Source organism: Calditerrivibrio sp. (assembly GCA_026415135.1).
GTDB lineage: Bacteria > Chrysiogenota > Deferribacteres > Deferribacterales > Calditerrivibrionaceae > Calditerrivibrio.
The window spans coordinates 19,814-39,149 of record JAOAHS010000006.1 but is presented as its reverse complement, the minus strand read 5'-3'; the positions used below and the strand labels follow the sequence as shown (position 1 = coordinate 39,149).

General features: G+C 33.0%; 21 protein-coding genes and 1 tRNA gene. 5 read left to right on the top strand and 17 right to left on the bottom strand.

From position 1 onward, the window contains the following. The first annotated feature begins 30 nt into the window (after window positions 1-30). The gene (locus N3C60_01320; GenBank protein MCX8083549.1) at window positions 31-786 is read left to right on the top strand and encodes a DUF3108 domain-containing protein; all 756 of its coding nucleotides are present in this window, start codon (window positions 31-33) and stop codon (window positions 784-786) included. On the opposite strand, the gene N3C60_01315 is transcribed toward N3C60_01320, so the two are convergent. The 8 genes from N3C60_01315 to N3C60_01280 form a co-directional block, all read right to left on the bottom strand. After that, window positions 774-1,724 carry a tRNA-dihydrouridine synthase family protein gene (locus N3C60_01315; protein MCX8083548.1) on the bottom strand — a complete coding sequence of 317 codons (951 nt, stop codon included), beginning with the start codon at window positions 1,722-1,724 and terminating at the stop codon, window positions 774-776. The genes N3C60_01320 and N3C60_01315 overlap by 13 nt on opposite strands. Then, the gene (gene tsaD / locus N3C60_01310) at window positions 1,721-2,695 is read right to left on the bottom strand and encodes a tRNA (adenosine(37)-N6)-threonylcarbamoyltransferase complex transferase subunit TsaD (protein ID MCX8083547.1); all 975 of its coding nucleotides are present in this window, start codon (window positions 2,693-2,695) and stop codon (window positions 1,721-1,723) included. The genes N3C60_01315 and tsaD overlap by 4 nt, the downstream gene beginning before the upstream one ends. Continuing rightward, a complete protein-coding gene (locus N3C60_01305) occupies window positions 2,692-3,906 on the bottom strand; it encodes a divergent polysaccharide deacetylase family protein (GenBank protein MCX8083546.1) in 1,215 nt (404 codons plus the stop codon). Before N3C60_01305 ends, tsaD begins: the two co-directional genes overlap by 4 nt. Then, window positions 3,887-5,218 (bottom strand): S41 family peptidase, encoded by a 1,332-nt coding sequence (locus N3C60_01300; GenBank protein MCX8083545.1) that lies wholly within the window; start codon window positions 5,216-5,218, stop codon window positions 3,887-3,889. Before N3C60_01300 ends, N3C60_01305 begins: the two co-directional genes overlap by 20 nt. Further along, window positions 5,215-6,375: a peptidoglycan DD-metalloendopeptidase family protein gene (locus tag N3C60_01295; GenBank protein MCX8083544.1), complete on the bottom strand. Its 1,161-nt coding sequence runs from the start codon at window positions 6,373-6,375 to the stop codon at window positions 5,215-5,217. The genes N3C60_01300 and N3C60_01295 overlap by 4 nt, the downstream gene beginning before the upstream one ends. Continuing rightward, window positions 6,368-7,138, bottom strand: a complete 771-nt coding sequence (locus N3C60_01290; protein MCX8083543.1) for a permease-like cell division protein FtsX — start codon at window positions 7,136-7,138, stop codon at window positions 6,368-6,370. Before N3C60_01290 ends, N3C60_01295 begins: the two co-directional genes overlap by 8 nt. A 115-nt stretch (window positions 7,139-7,253) precedes the next feature. After that, a complete protein-coding gene (ftsE, locus tag N3C60_01285; protein ID MCX8083542.1) occupies window positions 7,254-7,931 on the bottom strand; it encodes a cell division ATP-binding protein FtsE in 678 nt (225 codons plus the stop codon). Next, a complete protein-coding gene (locus tag N3C60_01280) occupies window positions 7,924-8,142 on the bottom strand; it encodes a hypothetical protein (GenBank protein MCX8083541.1) in 219 nt (72 codons plus the stop codon). The genes ftsE and N3C60_01280 overlap by 8 nt, the downstream gene beginning before the upstream one ends. Before the next feature lie 141 nt (window positions 8,143-8,283). Between N3C60_01280 and N3C60_01275 the strand changes: the two genes are divergently transcribed. From N3C60_01275 to N3C60_01260, 4 genes are all read left to right on the top strand, one after another. Further along, window positions 8,284-8,357 (top strand) — tRNA-Arg (locus tag N3C60_01275). A 54-nt stretch (window positions 8,358-8,411) separates the two neighbouring features. Beyond that, complete coding sequence (locus tag N3C60_01270; GenBank protein ID MCX8083540.1) at window positions 8,412-9,407, top strand: GGDEF domain-containing protein; 996 nt, start codon at window positions 8,412-8,414, stop codon at window positions 9,405-9,407. Between the two features lie 336 nt (window positions 9,408-9,743). After that, a complete protein-coding gene (leuB, locus tag N3C60_01265; GenBank protein ID MCX8083539.1) occupies window positions 9,744-10,820 on the top strand; it encodes a 3-isopropylmalate dehydrogenase in 1,077 nt (358 codons plus the stop codon). 10 nt (window positions 10,821-10,830) lie between these two features. Further along, window positions 10,831-11,217: a nuclear transport factor 2 family protein gene (locus N3C60_01260; GenBank protein MCX8083538.1), complete on the top strand. Its 387-nt coding sequence runs from the start codon at window positions 10,831-10,833 to the stop codon at window positions 11,215-11,217. A gap of 16 nt (window positions 11,218-11,233) precedes the next feature. On the opposite strand, the gene N3C60_01255 is transcribed toward N3C60_01260, so the two are convergent. The 9 genes from N3C60_01255 to N3C60_01215 are packed head-to-tail and all read right to left on the bottom strand — an operon-like array spanning window position 11,234 to window position 19,319. Further along, window positions 11,234-12,091 (bottom strand): prohibitin family protein, encoded by an 858-nt coding sequence (locus N3C60_01255; protein MCX8083537.1) that lies wholly within the window; start codon window positions 12,089-12,091, stop codon window positions 11,234-11,236. A 1-nt stretch (window position 12,092) separates the two neighbouring features. Continuing rightward, entirely contained in the window at window positions 12,093-12,779 is a 687-nt protein-coding gene (ispD, locus tag N3C60_01250; protein ID MCX8083536.1) for a 2-C-methyl-D-erythritol 4-phosphate cytidylyltransferase, read from the bottom strand. After that, window positions 12,779-13,753 (bottom strand): PIN domain-containing protein, encoded by a 975-nt coding sequence (locus N3C60_01245; protein ID MCX8083535.1) that lies wholly within the window; start codon window positions 13,751-13,753, stop codon window positions 12,779-12,781. The genes ispD and N3C60_01245 overlap by 1 nt, the downstream gene beginning before the upstream one ends. Continuing rightward, the gene (locus N3C60_01240) at window positions 13,740-14,750 is read right to left on the bottom strand and encodes a potassium channel family protein (protein ID MCX8083534.1); all 1,011 of its coding nucleotides are present in this window, start codon (window positions 14,748-14,750) and stop codon (window positions 13,740-13,742) included. Before N3C60_01240 ends, N3C60_01245 begins: the two co-directional genes overlap by 14 nt. Beyond that, the gene (locus N3C60_01235; GenBank protein ID MCX8083533.1) at window positions 14,747-15,550 is read right to left on the bottom strand and encodes a YggT family protein; all 804 of its coding nucleotides are present in this window, start codon (window positions 15,548-15,550) and stop codon (window positions 14,747-14,749) included. The genes N3C60_01240 and N3C60_01235 overlap by 4 nt, the downstream gene beginning before the upstream one ends. Before the next feature lie 12 nt (window positions 15,551-15,562). Further along, window positions 15,563-16,246 carry a YggS family pyridoxal phosphate-dependent enzyme gene (locus tag N3C60_01230; GenBank protein MCX8083532.1) on the bottom strand — a complete coding sequence of 228 codons (684 nt, stop codon included), beginning with the start codon at window positions 16,244-16,246 and terminating at the stop codon, window positions 15,563-15,565. Next, complete coding sequence (locus N3C60_01225) at window positions 16,243-16,974, bottom strand: polyphenol oxidase family protein (GenBank protein MCX8083531.1); 732 nt, start codon at window positions 16,972-16,974, stop codon at window positions 16,243-16,245. The genes N3C60_01230 and N3C60_01225 overlap by 4 nt, the downstream gene beginning before the upstream one ends. Beyond that, the gene (locus N3C60_01220) at window positions 16,950-18,512 is read right to left on the bottom strand and encodes a radical SAM protein (GenBank protein ID MCX8083530.1); all 1,563 of its coding nucleotides are present in this window, start codon (window positions 18,510-18,512) and stop codon (window positions 16,950-16,952) included. Before N3C60_01220 ends, N3C60_01225 begins: the two co-directional genes overlap by 25 nt. Then, entirely contained in the window at window positions 18,513-19,319 is an 807-nt protein-coding gene (locus N3C60_01215) for a 1-acyl-sn-glycerol-3-phosphate acyltransferase (protein ID MCX8083529.1), read from the bottom strand. Between the last annotated feature and the right edge of the window lie 17 nt (window positions 19,320-19,336).

The following is a 19,336-nucleotide window of genomic DNA, read 5'->3' as shown; positions in this document are numbered from 1 at the left end:
TTTTTTTTTGAAAAAAAATATATTTTTTTTATGAGATTTCTATTAATACTTCTAATACTAATTTTTCCATATATAACATTCTCTGAAGAATTAAAACTATGCTATGACGTAAAAGCTTTTTTTGTGAAAATAGGTGAAACATGTATCTTTTATGATAAAAAAGATGAACTATTGTACTTTAATAGTTATATTAGATCATCCGAACTTGTCAGCTTTATAAAGAGGATAAACGATACAGGTAAAGGGATAGCAGATTTAAAAAAATTTGCCCCCATCTATTTCCTATTTGATCAGGAAGAAAGCACATATAAAGCCACCAATGAATACTTTTATCAACACAACAAAATAATATCCAAAACCATCAAGTATGACAAATCCTGGCAAAAAAAAGAGGAAGAGATAAAAGAGTTCGTTGAAACAGAATATTTTGAGCCTTTTATGTTGTCTATGGTTTTTTATAAAAATGTGAAAAATAACAAGTTAGAACCCCTAAAACTTTTCTATAAAAACAAAACATACAACATCCCTTACAAGATATTAGGTAATGAACTGGTCGAGATAAACAATAAATCATATAATACCATCAAGACCTCCGTGACCCCTTTTATTAAAGGTAAAGGCTTGTTGATACCAGACGGAGAATGGTTTATATTTTTAGACAAGGAAAATCTCTATCCTATAAAAATAGAAGCAAAATTTATAATTGCCAAAGCAACTGCTTATCTTAGCAAAGAATCAGGTGATAAAAGTCTTATAAAAAAAATCTTAGAACATTATTCCAAATAAAACTCAATAATCAAATCCCTAATGGCCCTTTCATCTTCCCCCACGGAATAGATTTTCTCTCTAAACAAGGTACTGTTTTTATATCCTTTAGAAAACCAAACAGCAAACTTTTTAAAAGATGATAAAAAGTATCTATTTTCTCTATATCTTTTTTCCTCCTCCAACAAAAGAAACAAGATATCCACAATCTCCTTAGAAGACAAATACCCTATAGGGTTTTTATTATGTTTCAAAGCCTCAAAGATCCAGGGGGATTTCATCATCCCCCGTCCTATCATAATACCATCCACTCCAGTATCTTGCATCTTTTTAAGTGATACTGGATCCACAACATCACCATTACCTATAATAGGGATCTTAGCAATTGATTTAATCTCCGCTATTGCGTCGTAGTTAACTGTACCTGAATAGAGTTGTGACTTTGTTCTGCCGTGAATAGTTATGGCATCTACCCCTTCCCCTTCACATATTTTTAACATTTCCCTATAAACATAGTTCTCTTGATTCCATCCCAATCTCGTTTTTACTAAAAGTGGCTTATGGGTAGCCTTCCTTGCAGCACAGACAATCTCTTTTGCTAACTTAAGATCCGTAAGTAGATATGCTCCTGACTTTGCTTTTATAACTTTTTTCACAGGACAACCCATATTTATATCAAAACAGAAAAAGTTGAAGTGGTCTTCGATTATTCTAATAGCACTTGGATATGATTCTGGATTACCACCAAATATTTGAATACCGATGGGGTTTTCATCATCAGCAACATCAATTAACTTCAACGTTTGTCTATTGTTCCGTTTGATCCCTTCCACCGATATCATTTCGGTAAAAATCAAACCTTTATGATATTTTCTAACTATTTTTCTAAAAGGTAAATTGGTAATTCCAGCAAGGGGAGCACCTACCAGTGGTTCCTTGTCTAAAAGAACACATATCATATCATCAAATCATCATTATCTTTTGCTGTTTCCCTAAACCCTAAAAAATCTCTTTTTCTAAAAATTTTGTATGCAGCATAAGCTATCATATCACCATTATCAGTACATAGTCTTTTTGATGGGAAAAAAACTTTACCATTTATTAGTAACGGCAAATGCTCTCTTAAATAGTTATTACAAGCCACCCCACCACTGACAACTACCTTTTTTAAACCGGTTAGAGATAGTACATAATTGACTTTTAGTGCTACAGTATCACAAACAACCCTCTGAAATGAAGCCGCAATATCTTCCAAACTAAAGGTTTTTGCCTCAATCAGATTGATCACATGGGTTTTTAACCCACTAAAACTAAAATTAGGTTCATTTTTAAGAGCTATAGGTAGTTTTACCCTATTTTCATCACCCTTTAAAGCAAGTTTTTCTATTTCAGGTCCACCTGGATAAGGTAGCCCAGCAAATTTTGCTATTTTATCAAAACTTTCCCCAACAGCATCATCCAAAGTTTTGGAATAAAGTCTAACATTGTAACACTCATCTACTCCATATATATGCGTATGCCCTCCGGATAAAACAACACCCAAATAAGGGGGGGTTATATCATTATCTATTTCAGCAGATAAAATATGTGCAAAAAGATGATTGACCCCAATCAACGGTCTATTTAGCCCAAGAGATAGCCCTTTAGCAAAAGAAATCCCAACAAAAAGAGCCCCAATGAGACCGGGAGATTTGGTAACACCTATAAGGTCTATATTATGAACCTCCAAACCAGCTTTCATCAAACATTTCTCAAAAACAGGTAAAATATTTAGAGCATGGTTTCTGGATGCTATCTCAGGTACAACACCCCCAAACCTGTTGTGGATATCAGCCTGAGATGATATTACAGAGAAAAAAATCTTTTTTTGGGAATTGTATATGGCTACAGATGTTTCATCGCAGGATGTTTCAATGCCACAAACAATCATTTGACTACCTCACTAATAGTGGATATATGGACACCATTTTTTTCAAGTTCGGGTAAAACCTTCTCCAGTACCTCAACAGTCATATTTCTCAAATGCCCAATAACTATCACATCCTGTTTATCCAAAAATCTGACAGCTTCATAGATCTTGTTTTTTATATAGTTGTAATCTGCCATATTGTCGATAAACCTCTTACTCTGACCGCATTTTAGACCGTCGATACTTTTACAGACATCATATGCAACCGTATTAGGTGTAGTATGACTATCTACGAAAATATCCGTATAACTTTTAATAATTTCAAGAGTTTCTTTCATTTTTTCGCTATTTTCTGTAAAAGCCGAACCCATATGATTGTTTACCCCCGATACTCCCCCAAGCCTGGTTATATTCTCCTTGATTGTAGCTTCTATTACAGATCTTGGCATATTAAGCAAAATAGCACCTTTTCCAGGGTTTGTGTCAGGATAGGATTTAGGTTCCATAGGTTGATGAAGTAAATACTCTTTTTTGTTATTTCTGGCTAATTCAGCGGTCTCTTTGTCAAATTTCGAATATGGAAGAATAGACATCACTATGGGATACTTCATACTTGCTACTTTTTTTGCTAATTCTATATTCTGACCGGCATCATCAAGGATCACAACAAATCTATGCTTATCTCTAAACCTATGTTCTGTTGACCCTTTTTCCTGTTTACTATTATCTCTTTTTATCTCACTATCGTAATCAGCTACATGGTTTTTAAAAGCTTTTTCTTCAATTAGATCTATCTCTATTTCTACAATTGTATTTGTGTGTTCAAAAACGAGTTTGTTTCCGTAATCCTGGAAAGTAAATCCTGATGATCTTAAAAAGCTTATCAATATCGGTTTTAACGCTTCATTTTCACTCTCGTAAAGGAGTAATTTATATCTGTGAAAAAAACCGCCTTCTACTTTTTGGGATCTTTCTAACTTTAATCTTTCTTTGCTAATCTCATGATCAAACAAGAATATCTTAAGTTTTTCATCGATATTGAGATCAACAACCTTAGGTAAACTATCCCTCTTGTTTTTTTTAGTAGCTTCCAAATCCTTCTTTATACCATCGACCTTTAGATTTACAAACAAAACAAAAACTATCGAAACAAGCAAAAAAAATATACCACCTACTATTAAAGTAGGTGGTATATTGTGTTTTTTATTACTCCTATTTGGTCTTCGTGCCATATATTATCATACCCTTCAGAAAATCATAGGCATATTTCAACTGTAGATCCTTTTCAAAGTCTATACGATCAAGATCAGAGAGAGTAATATTATCATTTTCTTTATTTTTACCCTTTTTACTATCCTGTTTCTTTTCTTCATCACCTGTTATATGTTTATCTAAGTCTTTCTCCCTTAATTCCATATCGTTCTCTCTATAAACGATTTCGCCAGATTTTACTTCTATATCAGGACTGATACCAACACCCTGAATAGATCTACCAGATGGGGTGTAATATTTTGCTGTGGTAAGCTTTATAGCAGAACCATCACTCAAATTAAAGGTTGTTTGAACGGATGCTTTCCCAAAAGATGTTGTACCTATGATTATAGCCCTCTTATGATCCTGAAGTGCACCGGATACAATCTCAGAAGCAGAAGCACTTCCACTATTTATCAGTACCACCATTGGAGTGTTATAATCGGATACCCCCAAATTTCTTGACTTAAGATACATGCTATTTTTTTCATTACGCTCTTTGGTAAATACTACCGTTTTACCCGGCTGTAAAAAGAGAGAAGTCACATTTACAGCTTCATCAAGCAACCCACCGGGGTTATTTCTGAGATCTAAAATGATCCCTTTTACACTATTTTGTTTGAGTTTTTCAAGGGCTTTAGATAATTCAGAGGATGCAGTCTCATTAAACTGAGTAAGCCTCAGATACCCTATATCATCTTTAACCTGAAACTTCACAGTTTTAACCTTTATGACCTCCCTAACAATAGTAACATCAAACGGTTTGCTATCTGATCCTCTCAATATGGTTATCGTAACTGACGTACCTGGTGTACCCCTCAATTTATTAACAGCTTCATCAATTGTAATATTTGCAGTAGACTTACCATCAATCTTTATTATTTTATCACCAGCTTTTAAACCTGCTCGATGAGCTGGAGTGTCCTCGATGGGAGCAATTATTGTCAACACTTTATCTCTCATACCGATAGTTATCCCTAACCCACCAAATTCACCTTTTATTTCTGTTTTAAAATTGTCAAAAGCCTGTTTATCCATAAAATTAGAATGGGGATCCAACTCATTTAACATCCCTTTTATGGCACCCTGTATCAACTTTTGGGGATCAACCTGATCCACATACTTTCTCTCTATTATATCAAGAGCATCTGAAAACATCTCGAGGTACTGAAACTTACTTATACCCTTCTGGGCATAAACAGATTTTACTTTAGCAACGGCAAAAATAGTCATAACAAGTGCCGTAGCTATTATGAAAACAACTAACACCTTACCAAATCTATTTTTTATCATGCTGCCTCCTTCTTAAGCCATTCTTCAGGGTTTAAAGCGTTATTGTTTTTTCTTATCTCAAAATAAAGATAATGCTGTACATCTTGAATGTCAACATCAATTATTCCTATTTTATCCCCTTTTTTCACCTTCTGACCATTTTGTACCATCACATCATCTATGTTGGCATATATAGTATAGTAGTTATCTTCATGGGAGATTATTATTAAGTTTCCATATCCTTTGATCCAATCGATATACTTTACAACACCATCATAAACTGATCTTACAAAACCATCACCCTGCACTTGAATCTTGATACCTTTATTAAAGACTTCTGTCTTCAAAGCCTCTACATACTTTACACCGTAGTGTTCAACTATTTTCCCTTTTACAGGCCAATCAAGACCCCCTTTGAGTTTGGCAAAACCATTACTTACTGGTTTCTGGGGCTGGTTTTTACTTTCTTTCTCCACTTCAAGGAATCTCTTATTTAGATCCTCATACCTTGAAGTAAGTATATCAAGATATGACTGCTTGTTCCTTTTATCAGCATCCAGTACTGCTAATGTTTGTTGATACAATACCTTTTCATTTTGAAGCTCTTTTATTACATCCCATTTCAGCTTTTTAAGGTCTTCGAGCTCTTTCTCTTTTTCTACCAATATCTTATTAAGATTATCTATAGCTTGTTTTTTTTCTACAATCTGATTTACCTTTTGCTTCATATTGAGATTAGCTTTCTCTAATATCTCAAGGTTTTTGATCATCTCATGATAGCTGTTAGAAAAAATAAGAAGCTTTAGATTTAATACACCTCTGTTATCAACAAAATAAATATTTCCCTTTTTTATCTCTTTTATTAGCTTACTTATATCATTATTCAAAATATCGATCTTTTCTATTACCTCAGCCCTACTCTCCTTAACAAGATTATACCTACGGTTTATCTCATGGAGAACATTTTCATTCAATCTGATCTCCTTTTCAATATTTCTTAATTTTATCACCAAGGACGTTTTTGATTGATCAATCTTTTTTAGCTCATCTTTTTCCTTATCCAGTTCTTTTTTTAATATCATAAGCTCGTTATTGGACTCAATGATAATGTTTTTAGAGGTAGATGATATGGATAATATCGGAACCAATAGTAAAACCAGTAAAACAATCCTACTCACCTATAGCCCCCATCTTATCCAAAAAGGAAAAGACCGAAAGAATAGATGCAAGAAAAGAGATAACCAATATAGAGGTATAAATAGCTAATAACAAAAAGAAAGATGGATTTTTAATAAATATTAACCCCAGTTTATCAAGAAAAAAATATTTTATAGAAAAAAATGTAATATACTGGAGTATAAACGCTACTAAAAAGGAGAGTGTAACCTCTATTATTGAAGCAAAAACAAATGGCGTTACTATAAAGCTTCTGGTGGCTCCAACTAAATTATATATTTTTATTTCATCCTTAAACTTATACAACTTTAGATTGATAGTATTATATATAACTGAACCTATCGACACAGACAATAGGAATGTTAATACCATAACAAAGATCTTCAAACCAACCTTTACTGATAAAAAGTTTATTAGCCACTTCTCCCCAAAAGATGTGACCTCTACAATATCAGACTTGCTTAGTTCAAGCTCAACCTCCTTTACATATCTTAACTCCTGAAAACTATCTTTTAAAACTATTTCAATAAAAGAAGGGAAAAACTCCTGGGGAAGTAGTTCTAAGTATTTCTCACCCATATATGAATTTTTTAGATACCTATGGGATTCTGCTGAAGAGTAAAATTTAACTTCTTTAACACTTCTTAGCTTTTTCAACTCCAACATAAGCTTATCTACTTTATCCTTCGAAGTGTCTTTAAGGTATGCTCTTATATTCTGAATATTTACAAGGTTTCCAAAAAAATTATCAACCGAATAACTCAAAATGAAAAAAATAAAAAAAATATATAAAGCAGTTATTATCGTAATAATAGAAGTTACATTTATAGCGATATTTCTCCTAAATAAAAGTACACCCTTTAAAAGAAGAAACCAAAGCTTATGCCAATTCAACTTTTTTGGTATCATTTATTATCTGTCCCTGTTTTAATTCTATTATTCTACCGTTATGTTTCTCTATTAGGTACTTATCATGGGTAGCAACCACAACGGTGGCACCCATCTGAACAGTATCATATAAAAGAGATATAATGTCTTCTGCTCTTTCCTGATCAAGGTTACCAGTAGGTTCATCTGCCAAAATTATGGATGGTTCATTGATCAAGGCTCTAGCAATAGCAACCCTCTGTTTTTCGCCTCCTGAAAGCTTCTTTACCAACGTTTCCCTTCTACTGTATATCCCTAGTCTTCTTAACAAAGGTAATATCTTATTCTCCATGGATTTCTTTTCAAGATAAAATATTTCGAGAGCTATTTTGACATTTTCATAAACAGTTCTATCCTCGAGAAGCTTATAATCTTGAAACACAACACCTATATTCCTTCGCAAATATGGTATGCTACTTTTACTTATATGACTTATATCTTTGTTTGCCACTAATACAACACCCTTTGTAGGCAAAAGATCTGCGTAAATAAGTCTGAGTAATGTAGATTTTCCTGCACCACTTTCTCCAGTGATGTAGACAAACTCACCTTTGTCGATTGTAAGAGAAACATTGTCCAAAGCTCTTTTTTCACCAAAAAAATTCACCGTAACATTAAAAAACTTAATCATTAGACACTAATTTATCCCTAATAATCGCAGCTTCTGCAGTCCTGTGCTGTTTTTTTGTTGTTTCGTAATCAATAAAATTATCCTTATAGGAAAATATAACCCTACCCTTTACAAAAACCTGAGTAATCACCTTATCACCTACAATCTCTGTCTGAACATGGTATATTTTACCTTTGTGGGTAACATTGGAATTCAACGTCTTATTAGCCATAGCTAACTATATAATATTTTATAACTTTTTCAAGTAGAAATCTTACTTAGATCAAACCCAACAAACCTTTTCGTTTTTATACTTGACAATTAAAACAATGGATGATAATAAAGTATTGAAGACGTTGATAAAATTCTTTATGCGCCCTTAGCTCAACTGGATAGAGCATCTGACTACGGATCAGAAGGTTGTGGGTTCGACTCCTGCAGGGCGCGCTTTTTTATTATATTTATTTGCTTTTTTTTTACTATCTGTTATAATTTATTAAGATGTACCAGGAAAAATTAAACTACTACTACTTAAAGATCGCTGAGGTTCTTTACCTTTTTAGCTTTACAATAACAATTGTCTCACTAAAATTTTTAGAACTGAACAACTCATTTTACAACTACTTCATAATTCTATTTCTTTTTATCTTTGTCATTGTAAAATTTTCAATAGAAGAAAATTATCCAAGCCACAAGATCATCATCTATATGATTCTACTACAATCGCAAAATTTGTTTTTTTCATCCCTGTATACCAAAGAATCGCTGATATTTATCTTTCTCATCTTATTTGGAGTAATGATATATACTGTATTAATGAGAGACAGCTTCACTAAAAAGATACATTACATAGTAATCGTAGTGATATCCTCCCTACTAATAATCTCTAAAAACCCAAATAGCCTTATTTATATCCTTTCATTACCATTCGTCATAATCATAGCCATCAACTTTGAAAAAACCAACAAAATAACATTCAATATCATAAACGAGTTATCCACCACCGACGATCTAACAGGGCTACTCAATCAAAGCGGTTTTATGAAAAAGATAGAAGAGGAGTTTTACAGATCCCAAAGATACAACAAAACATTTTCAGTACTCATGCTGGACTCAGATAACTTAAAGCATGTAAACGACACCTATGGACATAAATACGGAAGCATGGTGATTACTTCAATTGCCGAAGTCATAAAATCCAACATAAGAAGAACTGACTTTGCCGCAAGATATGGAGGAGATGAGTTTATAATCTGTTTAGTAGAAACAGAAATAGAAGGTGCTAAAGAAGTAGCAGAGCGCATTAGAAAACAGTTTGAATTAAAATCTTTTTTCACAAAGGATGAAAAAAAGTTTAATCTAACCGTTAGTATCGGCATAAGCAATTACCCGTTAAGTGGAGATAGCCTACTTGATATCATCGACAACGCAGATAAAGCTCTCTATGAATCAAAAAAACAGGGAAAAAACAAAACAACCCTAATGATTAAAAATTAATCAAGCGCTATAAGTATAAGTCTCTTAAAATCTTTATATCACTGTCCAGAAAAATCCAACAATTTTTCAACAGATAATGTTCATAAAAAAATTCTTGACAAGATAACTTAGGCTTTTCAAGAAAATACATACAAGTTGTTGTTAGACAACACATATTTCAGTAAATAATAGGTACCAAACAATTTATTCAATAATAACAGGAATTATTTTTCAACAATTTTTCAACATAAAACATGTTACATGTTATTCTTAAAACAGATATAAAATAGTATATTTAATTTTTCTTGAATTTTTTTTATTTTCACTATACTATATCAAAAACAGGAGAGGTGACATATGTATAAAATCGCTGTATTACCAGGTGATGGTATCGGTCCTGAAGTGATGAGTCAGGCAATAAAGGTATTAGCTAAAATAGAAAAGAAATACAATATAAAGTTTGATTGCTCTTTTGCAGATGTTGGTGGTATCGCAATAGATAACTATGGAGAACCACTCCCAGCACACACATTAAAGCTATGTGAAGAATCTGACGCCATACTTTTTGGCTCAGTAGGTGGACCAAAATGGGAAAACTTACCACCAGACAAACAGCCTGAAAGGGGAGCTCTACTACCCCTTCGTAAACATTTTAATCTTTTTGTAAATATAAGGCCTGTAAAAGTTTACCCAGCTTTAAAAGAATCATGTTCATTAAAGGATAAATTCATAAAAGATGGTATAGATATCGTTATACTCAGGGAATTAACCGGTGGCATATATTTTGGTCAACCTAAGTACATCGCCGAAGATAGAAGTTACGCTGTGGATACAATGAAGTATTCCGTTAAAGAGATTCAAAGGATTGCCAAAGTAGCCTTTGAAACAGCCAAACTTAGAAAAAAAACAGTAACAAGTGTTGATAAAGCAAATGTACTCATGACATCCATCCTTTGGCGCGAAGTGGTTACAGAGATTTGGAAAAAGGAATACCAGGATATAAATCTAAATCACATGTATGTGGACAATGCGGCAATGCAGCTTGTGAGAAACCCCTCCCAGTTTGATGTCATTCTCACGGAAAATATGTTCGGGGATATATTAAGTGATGAAGCAGCCATGCTCACTGGATCCATCGGTATGCTTCCCTCTGCCTCATTGAATGAAAAAGGTTTTGGATTATACGAACCAATCGGTGGGACTGCACCAGATATAGCTGGTAAAAACATTGCAAACCCAACAGCTCAAATACTATCAGCAGCTCTTATGTTAAGATATAGTTTTAAAATGGATAATGCAGCAAAAGATATTGAACATGCTATCCAAAAACTCCTTGAAAAAGGTATTAGAACAGCTGATATTTACTATGGTGACGAAAATACTTACAAAGTATCAACAGATGAATTTTGTGATGAACTTATTAAATTAATATAGGCTAAGAATTATGAATATCAAACAAGTAGAACAGTTTTTATATAACCATTTAAAATCTATTTATGATGGCGATTTTGATACCTACAAACGAACAACATCAGAAGATCTTGGACTTTACGAATGGTTCGTATCACCCCACAGAATAGATGGTATAGATTTCCATAGATTTATGATGACAAACAATTGGGCAAAAACAAAAAATGGTTATAACATCCACCTTCAGGATCTAAGGATTCAGATCTATAATAATACAGCAATTGCTAGTTACACTCTTCTTTTATCAGTGATATCAGAAAATGGTATAGAGCATAAAGTCATAAACGAGTCAAGGGTTATTATAAAAACCAAAGAAGGGCTTAAAGTGGTCCACGTCCACAAAAGCCCAGCAGGTAAATAACAAAGTTAATTTTTTATCAATGTTCTGCTTTTTTCAGCTTTTCTATATCTAAAAAAGGGATGGCACCTCCGGTAACAGCCGGTAGTTTCCCATCCCATTTTTCTATAGCTTTAAGGGAAGCCTCTATTCTTCTCAATTCCACAAGCAAAGGTGTAACATTTTCCTTTTGTATTCTCAAAGACTCTGCTTCTGCTTTTGCTTGGGTAATCTTCTGCTCAGCCTCTATTTTTACCCTTTCAAGATCCCTCTGGGCTTTTAAAGCTAATTGTTCCGCTGTCTGTTTTTGTTCTATTGCCTGAGTAAATTGCTGAGAAAATCGAAAATTTAAAATAGAAAAATCATCTACCACAATATTATAAGCAATTAGTCTTTCTTTAAGTAGTACTTTTATATCGTTTCTCACTTTTTCCCTTTGAGTAATTAATTCAACAGCAGTATATCTTGCAGTAACAGCCTTTACCACTTCCTGTACAGCAGGATCAACAATCTTATCCCGATACCCAAGACCTATAGTCTTGTAAATAACATTAGCTTTTTCAGGTATGATATGAAAATTTAGAGCAATTGTAGAATGTATATCCTGAAGATCCTTAGAAGCAGATTCCGCATCTGTTTGGGATTTTTGGACTTTCACATCCATTTTAATAACTTTCTGTACAATAGGGATGACAAAATGAAGCCCCTCAGATAACGTCTCATCACCTGGCTTTCCGAAGGTAAGTACTACCCCCCTTTCCCCAGCATTTATCACAACAAATGGATTAAAAATAAATAATAATACTATAGTTACCACGAGTATAGGAACAATAAGAGCAGCTTTTCTAAACCCACCAGCAGGTACATTACTTTTAAAAAAGGAACTATTTTTTTCCATACTAACCTCCTGCTAACATATCAAAATACATTAAAATATATTCCGCCAAATGTAGATCCTCTTTAGTAGTGATCTTTATATTGTACCATTCAGATTCCACAAAACCTACCTCATACCCAAAAAATTCGAGAGCCATCGACTCATCGGTTATAAAAATACCCCTATCATTTAATTCCTTCAAACACCTTAACAATATGTTTCGATTAAACACTTGAGGTGTGTGGATAAGATATAGCTTATTTCTATCTATCGTTTTATCCACAATATTATCACTGATCATCTTTACCGTATCCTTAACCTTTATACCACATACAATCCCATAATACTTAGAATAATGTTCGAGCATTCTATCGATAATAATCTTCGATAAAAAAGGTCTTACAGCATCATGAATAAGCACAAAATCGCTATGTGCTCTTATAATACAATTATAGACCGTATGCTGTCTTTCCTGACCTGCAGGAGCGAAGGAATAGTTTTTGATACCAAGGTCATTTAATATATCCTCAAGAACATTGTAATCATCATCCGAACAACCTATTATAAACTCTGCTGCATCTACACTTTTCAATCTGAGCAGAGTATGATATATGATCTCTTTACCAGCAAATTTATAAAACTGTTTTTTTTCCTTTTTAGAAAATCTCTTTCCGATCCCACCAGCAGGGATAATTATACTAAGACTCATTATTTTATCTTAGTGAAAATAATTCTACCAGATTCACTCTGTAACACTGAACTAACAATAACATCAACCGTTTTACCTATCAATGACTTCCCATTTTCCACCACTACAAGGGTTCCATCATCCAAGTACCCAACACCCTGCCCATATTCTTTCCCCTCTTTTTGAATAGTAATTTTTAATTCATCCTGAGGAAAAACATTTTGTCTAAGGGCAAGAGCTAGTTGATTAATATTCATACATACAATTCCATGAATTTCAGCCACCTTAATCAGGTTATAATCAGTGGTTATTATTTTCCCATTTAGCTGTTTAGCACAGGCTATCAACTTATCATCCACCGATTGGGCATCAGTGTAATCATCATCTATAACCTCAACAGGGTTATTTTTCTGCTCTTGAATCTTTTTTAGAATATCCAATCCCCGTTTACCCTTTTGTCTTCTAAAATGATCATGGGAATCAGCTATATTTTGCAACTCTTTTAACACAAAAGACGGAATTATCAGCTTAGATTCTATAAAGTTTGCCATAATAATATCGTAAATTCTACCATCTATTATAGAAGATGTATCCAATATCTTTGGGATTTCGATAATCTTTGTTTTATAACTTCTCTCTTTTTTAGACCACTTTTGAAAAAGGTAGTCAATGAGAAAATGGTTTTTATAACCTATGAAAATGCCTATATACCCCATAACAAAGTTAAAACCCATTTTCACAGCATCGTTATGAAAAAAAGTTTCAAATGTTTTGGTTAAAAAATATGAGATGAGTAAAAAAATAAGACCACCGATAAAACCAGCTAAAATTTTGGTACTTTTCAAATCTGAGATTAATATTTCAATAATATTGATTAAAAGGATTACCCCCAAACCATAAACAACAGCATAGTTTATATCGATCCCAAGCTGATCCCTGAGAAAGATAAAGGCAGTAATGATCACAATAGAATAAATCAACCTAAATTTCCACATTATCACCCCTTATGAAATTATCAAACCTTTTACAGTCCTCTACACTTCCTATTATAATGATTATATCACCACTCTCAATTATTTCAACGGCTTTTGGATTATAAATTATTCTTCCATCATTTTTTTTGAGAGCAAGTATAATCAAACCATAGTCCCTAATACCAGATTCAGCAATACTTTTATCACATAATTTCCTCCCTTTCAATACTTTTATCTCCATCACATCAACATGTAGATCACTATTTAATGTAAAATCAAAAAATTCCGAAACATGGGGTCTTAAAATGGAGTTTGCTATACTTTTACCACCTATCATATAAGGTGAAAAGACCTTATCAGCACCAGCCAATAACATCTTCTTATATGATTCCTCATCTGAAGCCCGGGTGTAGATGGTGATGTCCTTTCTCAACATACGAGCAGTCAACACTATATAAACATTTTCCGCATCCGTATTGACCACTGATATAAGGCCTTTGGCAGTTTTTATAGCTGCTAGCTCTAAGACCGATTCTTTAGTAGCATCACCTATAATGTAATAGAAACCATTTTCTTCAAAATAATCTAAAAACTTATCACTTTTTTCAATAACAACAAAATCTACCTTACCCTTAAACTCTTCAGCTACAATTCTACCCATTCTTCCAAAACCACACAATATATAATGATCCCTTAATCTTGCAATCTTCTTGTTCATACTATTCCTCTTAAAAATTCTTCTTATTTCACCTTCTATAATATATTCTACAACCTGAGTAGCAAAAAATGCAAGGGCACCTGTTCCAACAATAATTAAAAAAATAGTAAAAAGCTTACCAACATTATCAAGCTCTACAACCTCTCTGTAACCAACTGTTGCTATAGTAATAATCGTCATATAAAGGGCATCAATTATACCCATGTTGGATATAATCATATACCCAAAAGTCCCGATGATTATAACTATAAATAATAATCCTAAAGAGAGCTTTATCCTGTTTAGACTATATACTCTCATGCAAAAAACCTAAAAATCAAACCCCTTAATATCTCTATAACTAAAAGGACAACAATTGCTGAAAGATCGATGAACCCTAATGGGGGTATCACCTTCCTAAAAGGAGCTAAGATCGGTTCTGTCAATGAATATATAATCTGCACAATGGGGTTTCTTGGATCCGGGCTAACCCATGATATTAAAGCCCTTATTACTATAAGCCAAAACATAAATCCCAAAAAACTATTCAATATAAACACACTTCCCTTTAAGACACTAACAGCGGAAACTTCTAAAAAATAATCATCAAGGACTATCTTATTAGAAACAACCTGCAAAACAAAACTTAAACTCCAGTAAAGTATTAACATAAAGAGAATAGTAGGGATAACAATTCTGTTATCTGGTAGCTTAATAAACCTTCTAACAAACTTTACCCATGGTAGCCCTATACGATAGAAATAGATCGTATAATATGTACTAAGCCCCACACCAGCACCCAACAATATCGATAAAACAAAAAAAATAAATAGAAAATCGATGTTATCCTGTAGTACAGTAGTAAAAGTCAACAGAGGAGAATTAGAAACAAATATTAAACTAATCAGAAATTGTAAAATGATCAAAAAAAATATAAACAAAGGGATATATCTGTCAGTATATACCTTACTCTTTCCTTTAAAAATATTTGAAAAGATAGGCTCAGTCAACGAAGCAACAAGTTTACCAAAGGGATTAAAATACAGTTCCTGATTAGTAAAAACCTTTCTAAAGATCAACACCACAATGTAAACCTTGATTATTAAATTAAAAAAGAACATAACACCCCCATATCATCTTTCGCCAAAAATTGCTGTTCCAATCCTTACCATATTAGAACCTTCCTCTATAGCTATCTCAAAATCATCACTCATCCCCATTGAAAGTATATTAAAATCTCTAAAACAATCATACTTAACCTTTGTTTCGTCAAAGAGTTTTTTCATATTCCTAAAATGTAATCTATTCTCCTCAGGGTTTTCCCTGTAAGGCGGTATAAACATCAAACCTCTAAGGTTAAGTGAAACACAAAATTTAATGGTATTCAACAACTCATAGTAGTTTTCCATTTTCACACCATATTTTTGGGGCTCGTTTACTAAATTTACCTGTACGAGGACATCCTGTATAATCCCCAAAGTATTAAAATAATTGTTTAATTTCAAAGCAAGGTGAGCACTATCCACAGAGTGTAACAATGCAAAATTATCTTTTATCAGCTTAATCTTGTTTGTTTGGATATGACCTATTAAATGGAATTTAATATCCTTATGATCTGATAACTTAGCTATTTTATCTAAGGCTTCTTGGATCCTACTTTCACCAAATACCCTTAGACCACACCTGTAAGCATCTAAGATCTTTTCAACAGGAAACGTTTTACTTACCGCTACAAGTACTATATCCTGGGGATTACGACCGGACCTTAAAGCCGCCTTATCGATCTTCTTTATTATAGTCATAATATTTTCAATCATAACTTCCCCAACAATGATAACATCCTACCTGTTTTCCCATGATCACGCCTATAGGAATATAGATAATCTTTACAAAAACTGCAATACGATATATATTCAACATTTAAAATTGCATGTTTTTCAAGTTTTTCACGTATTAATTGTCCAATATCCATATAAAAACGCCCATTACATCTTTTATAAAAACCCCCATTTGATACCTTCGAAAACCTTTCTATCAACTCTCCACCCACTTCATAACAATCAACACAAATGCCAGGCCCCACAGTAGCAAAAACAACTCTGTCATTTTTTTTATAAAAAAGCTCAAGCCCGTTTTCTACAATTCCAAAATAAACACTCCTCCAACCACAATGTAGATTACATACATAGGTACAACCAATCAATTGTACAGTCCAACAATCTGCAGTTTGAATACCAGTAACCACACCTTCAAGGGATGTAAATATACCATCAGCTTCAACCAAAGCTTTCTCTCCCCTTGAATTTAACTCAAAGATCTCAGCACTATGAACTTGCTTGACTATACTTATATGACTTATATCTAAGATCTTTTTTAATAAATGGTAATTCCCAATAACATTGTTATCATTTGTAAAAAAACCGAGATTAAAACTACTAAACTCCCCACGACTCTTACCCCCAAATCTCGTAGTATATAATTGCAAAATACCCTTTGGCGTATTTTTCGGTCTGATATACATTATGCCTTTATATGCATTAAGCATTTATGATACTCCCTTTCCACAATCTCTTTTTTAACAGGATATTCTAAAAATTGTTCCCATGCAAAAGAACCGTTTGAACTATAAATATAAGTGTGATCATACCTTTTTAAAGCTATTTTATCATCATAACCATTTTCTAAATAATTTTTATAAAAATTCCTTATATCTTCAGGAGCTTTTGCAATAACCGTCTGGATAACAGCATTACGGTATGGCATTATATCATATTTTAAGTTTGGAATTCTTTTTAACTGAGAAAGTATCTTAACCTTTTTATCATAGTCAGATTTAGTAGCAAGTGGAAAATATTGCATGGGGGTAAATGGCTTGGGGTTAAACACATTTAAAGAAACCTTCATTTTACCCAATCTATTAAAATAATCTTTTTGAGTTTTTCTGAAGATATCGGAAATATTCATTACCCTCTCAACGATAGCTTCAACATCCATCAGATCTTCCCCTGGCAAACCAAAGATATAATATAATTTTAAGTTTTCTATACCTACCTTACCAACCGTCTCAGTAATTTTATATAGTTTGTCCTCATCTATTATTTTGCCAATAGCTTTTTTTAGCTTAAAAGAAGCAGTCTCTTCAGCCAGTGTTATGGATCTTACACCCAATTGTTTAAGAATTTTGATAACATCTTCCGTCAAAGCATCGATCCTTAGGGATGATACAGATATACTGAGATTCTGCTGACCAAACCATTTGAGAAGATCTATAAGATTTGGTATATCACCAAACGCTGCGCTAACTATTCCTATATTTTTTGAAAAAGAATATTTTAATACCACATCCTTTATCTTTTCAATATCTATTTTTCTATAAGGTCTAAGGTTATATCCAGTGGTACAAAATCTACAAAAAAATCTACAACTCTTTGACGCCTCTACCAAAAAAGATGAGCTAAACTCCCCACGACAGCTTTTTATACTTGAATATATCGGTTCACCCATTATATCAATTGCATGTTTAGCTCGCACTTTTTGACCCTTATATACAGAGAAGCTAAACTTTTTAAGCTCATTTAAAAAGCTTTCCTTATCTTTATACCCCACAAAAAGTTCTTTGGTTTCTTTAAAAATAGGTCTAAAGTCCCCCACAAGTTGAATATCAACAATATCTATAAGTATCTGAGGGTTTATAAAAACCAGTGCTCCACCAGCTATAATAGGTGGATATCTGTTATCCCTCTCATCAACAAAAACAGGTATCTTCTGTACATCAAAAAATTTGATTAAATTAAGAACATCTTCTTCGTAGTTTATGCTAACTGCAACTATATCAAATTCCTGTAAAAACCTCTGATTTTCTATAGAAAGGTTATCTTCATAAAAATCTAAGACAAATCTTTCACAGGATAATCCGTCCACAGCATTGAACTCTTGATAAACAAACTGAAAACCGAGGTTTTGTGACGCTATTTCATAGACATTAGGATAAATTAAAGCAATCTTTACCCTACCTGTGTTAGACTTAATCCCCTCTTCTTTGAGTATCCTTCTGTAATGCTCTATGACCTTCCATTTTTCCATTTATCTTTCCACCACCACCCCCCACTCAGAAAGATGCTTTTTTATAAAATCTATTACCATTTGGTGTTCTTCATCACCCTTACCTTTTATTTCTATAGGATTACCAATTACAAACCTCATATCCCTATCTGTATATATCTTCCCAAGATCTTTGATAAATTTGCCATTAGACCAAGCATCTGTTTTAAGGGCAATAGGTATAACTGGTACATTCGCCTTTTTTGCTAATTTAATACCCATAGAATTGAACTGTTTTTCATAAAAACTTGTAGTCCTTGTTTTTTGAGGAAATACAATAATCGACATACCATTTTTTAAATGTTTGATACCTTTTTCCATAACTATTCTAAAATCCTCTTTGGGGTTATCCCTTGTTACAACTATCGGATCCCTCGCTTTTAAGATATTTTTAAAAAAAGGTACTTTCATCAACCCTTCCTTCAGAACATAAGTCACAGGTTTAAAGGGTACTATTATAGAGGGTAGTAAAAATGTCTCTGCAGTGCTCATATGGTTTGCCACAAAGACAACAGGACCTTCGGTCTTTTTGATGTTATCTACCCCATCGATTCTTACTTTTATTCCACACTTTTCAATGATATCCAAAGCTCTAAAACTACTTACCATCCATTGATGAAGGTCATATTCCCCTTTTACAGCTAAATTAGAACCATGTAGGATCAATGTCATAATCCTATAATAAAAATATAAAGAGGGGAACATCTTAGCAAATATTGAAACTTTTATATCTTCAGGGGTAACATAACTACCATAATTATATATATATTCCAACTTAAAATTTTCCACAAAAGCCTCCTAACATA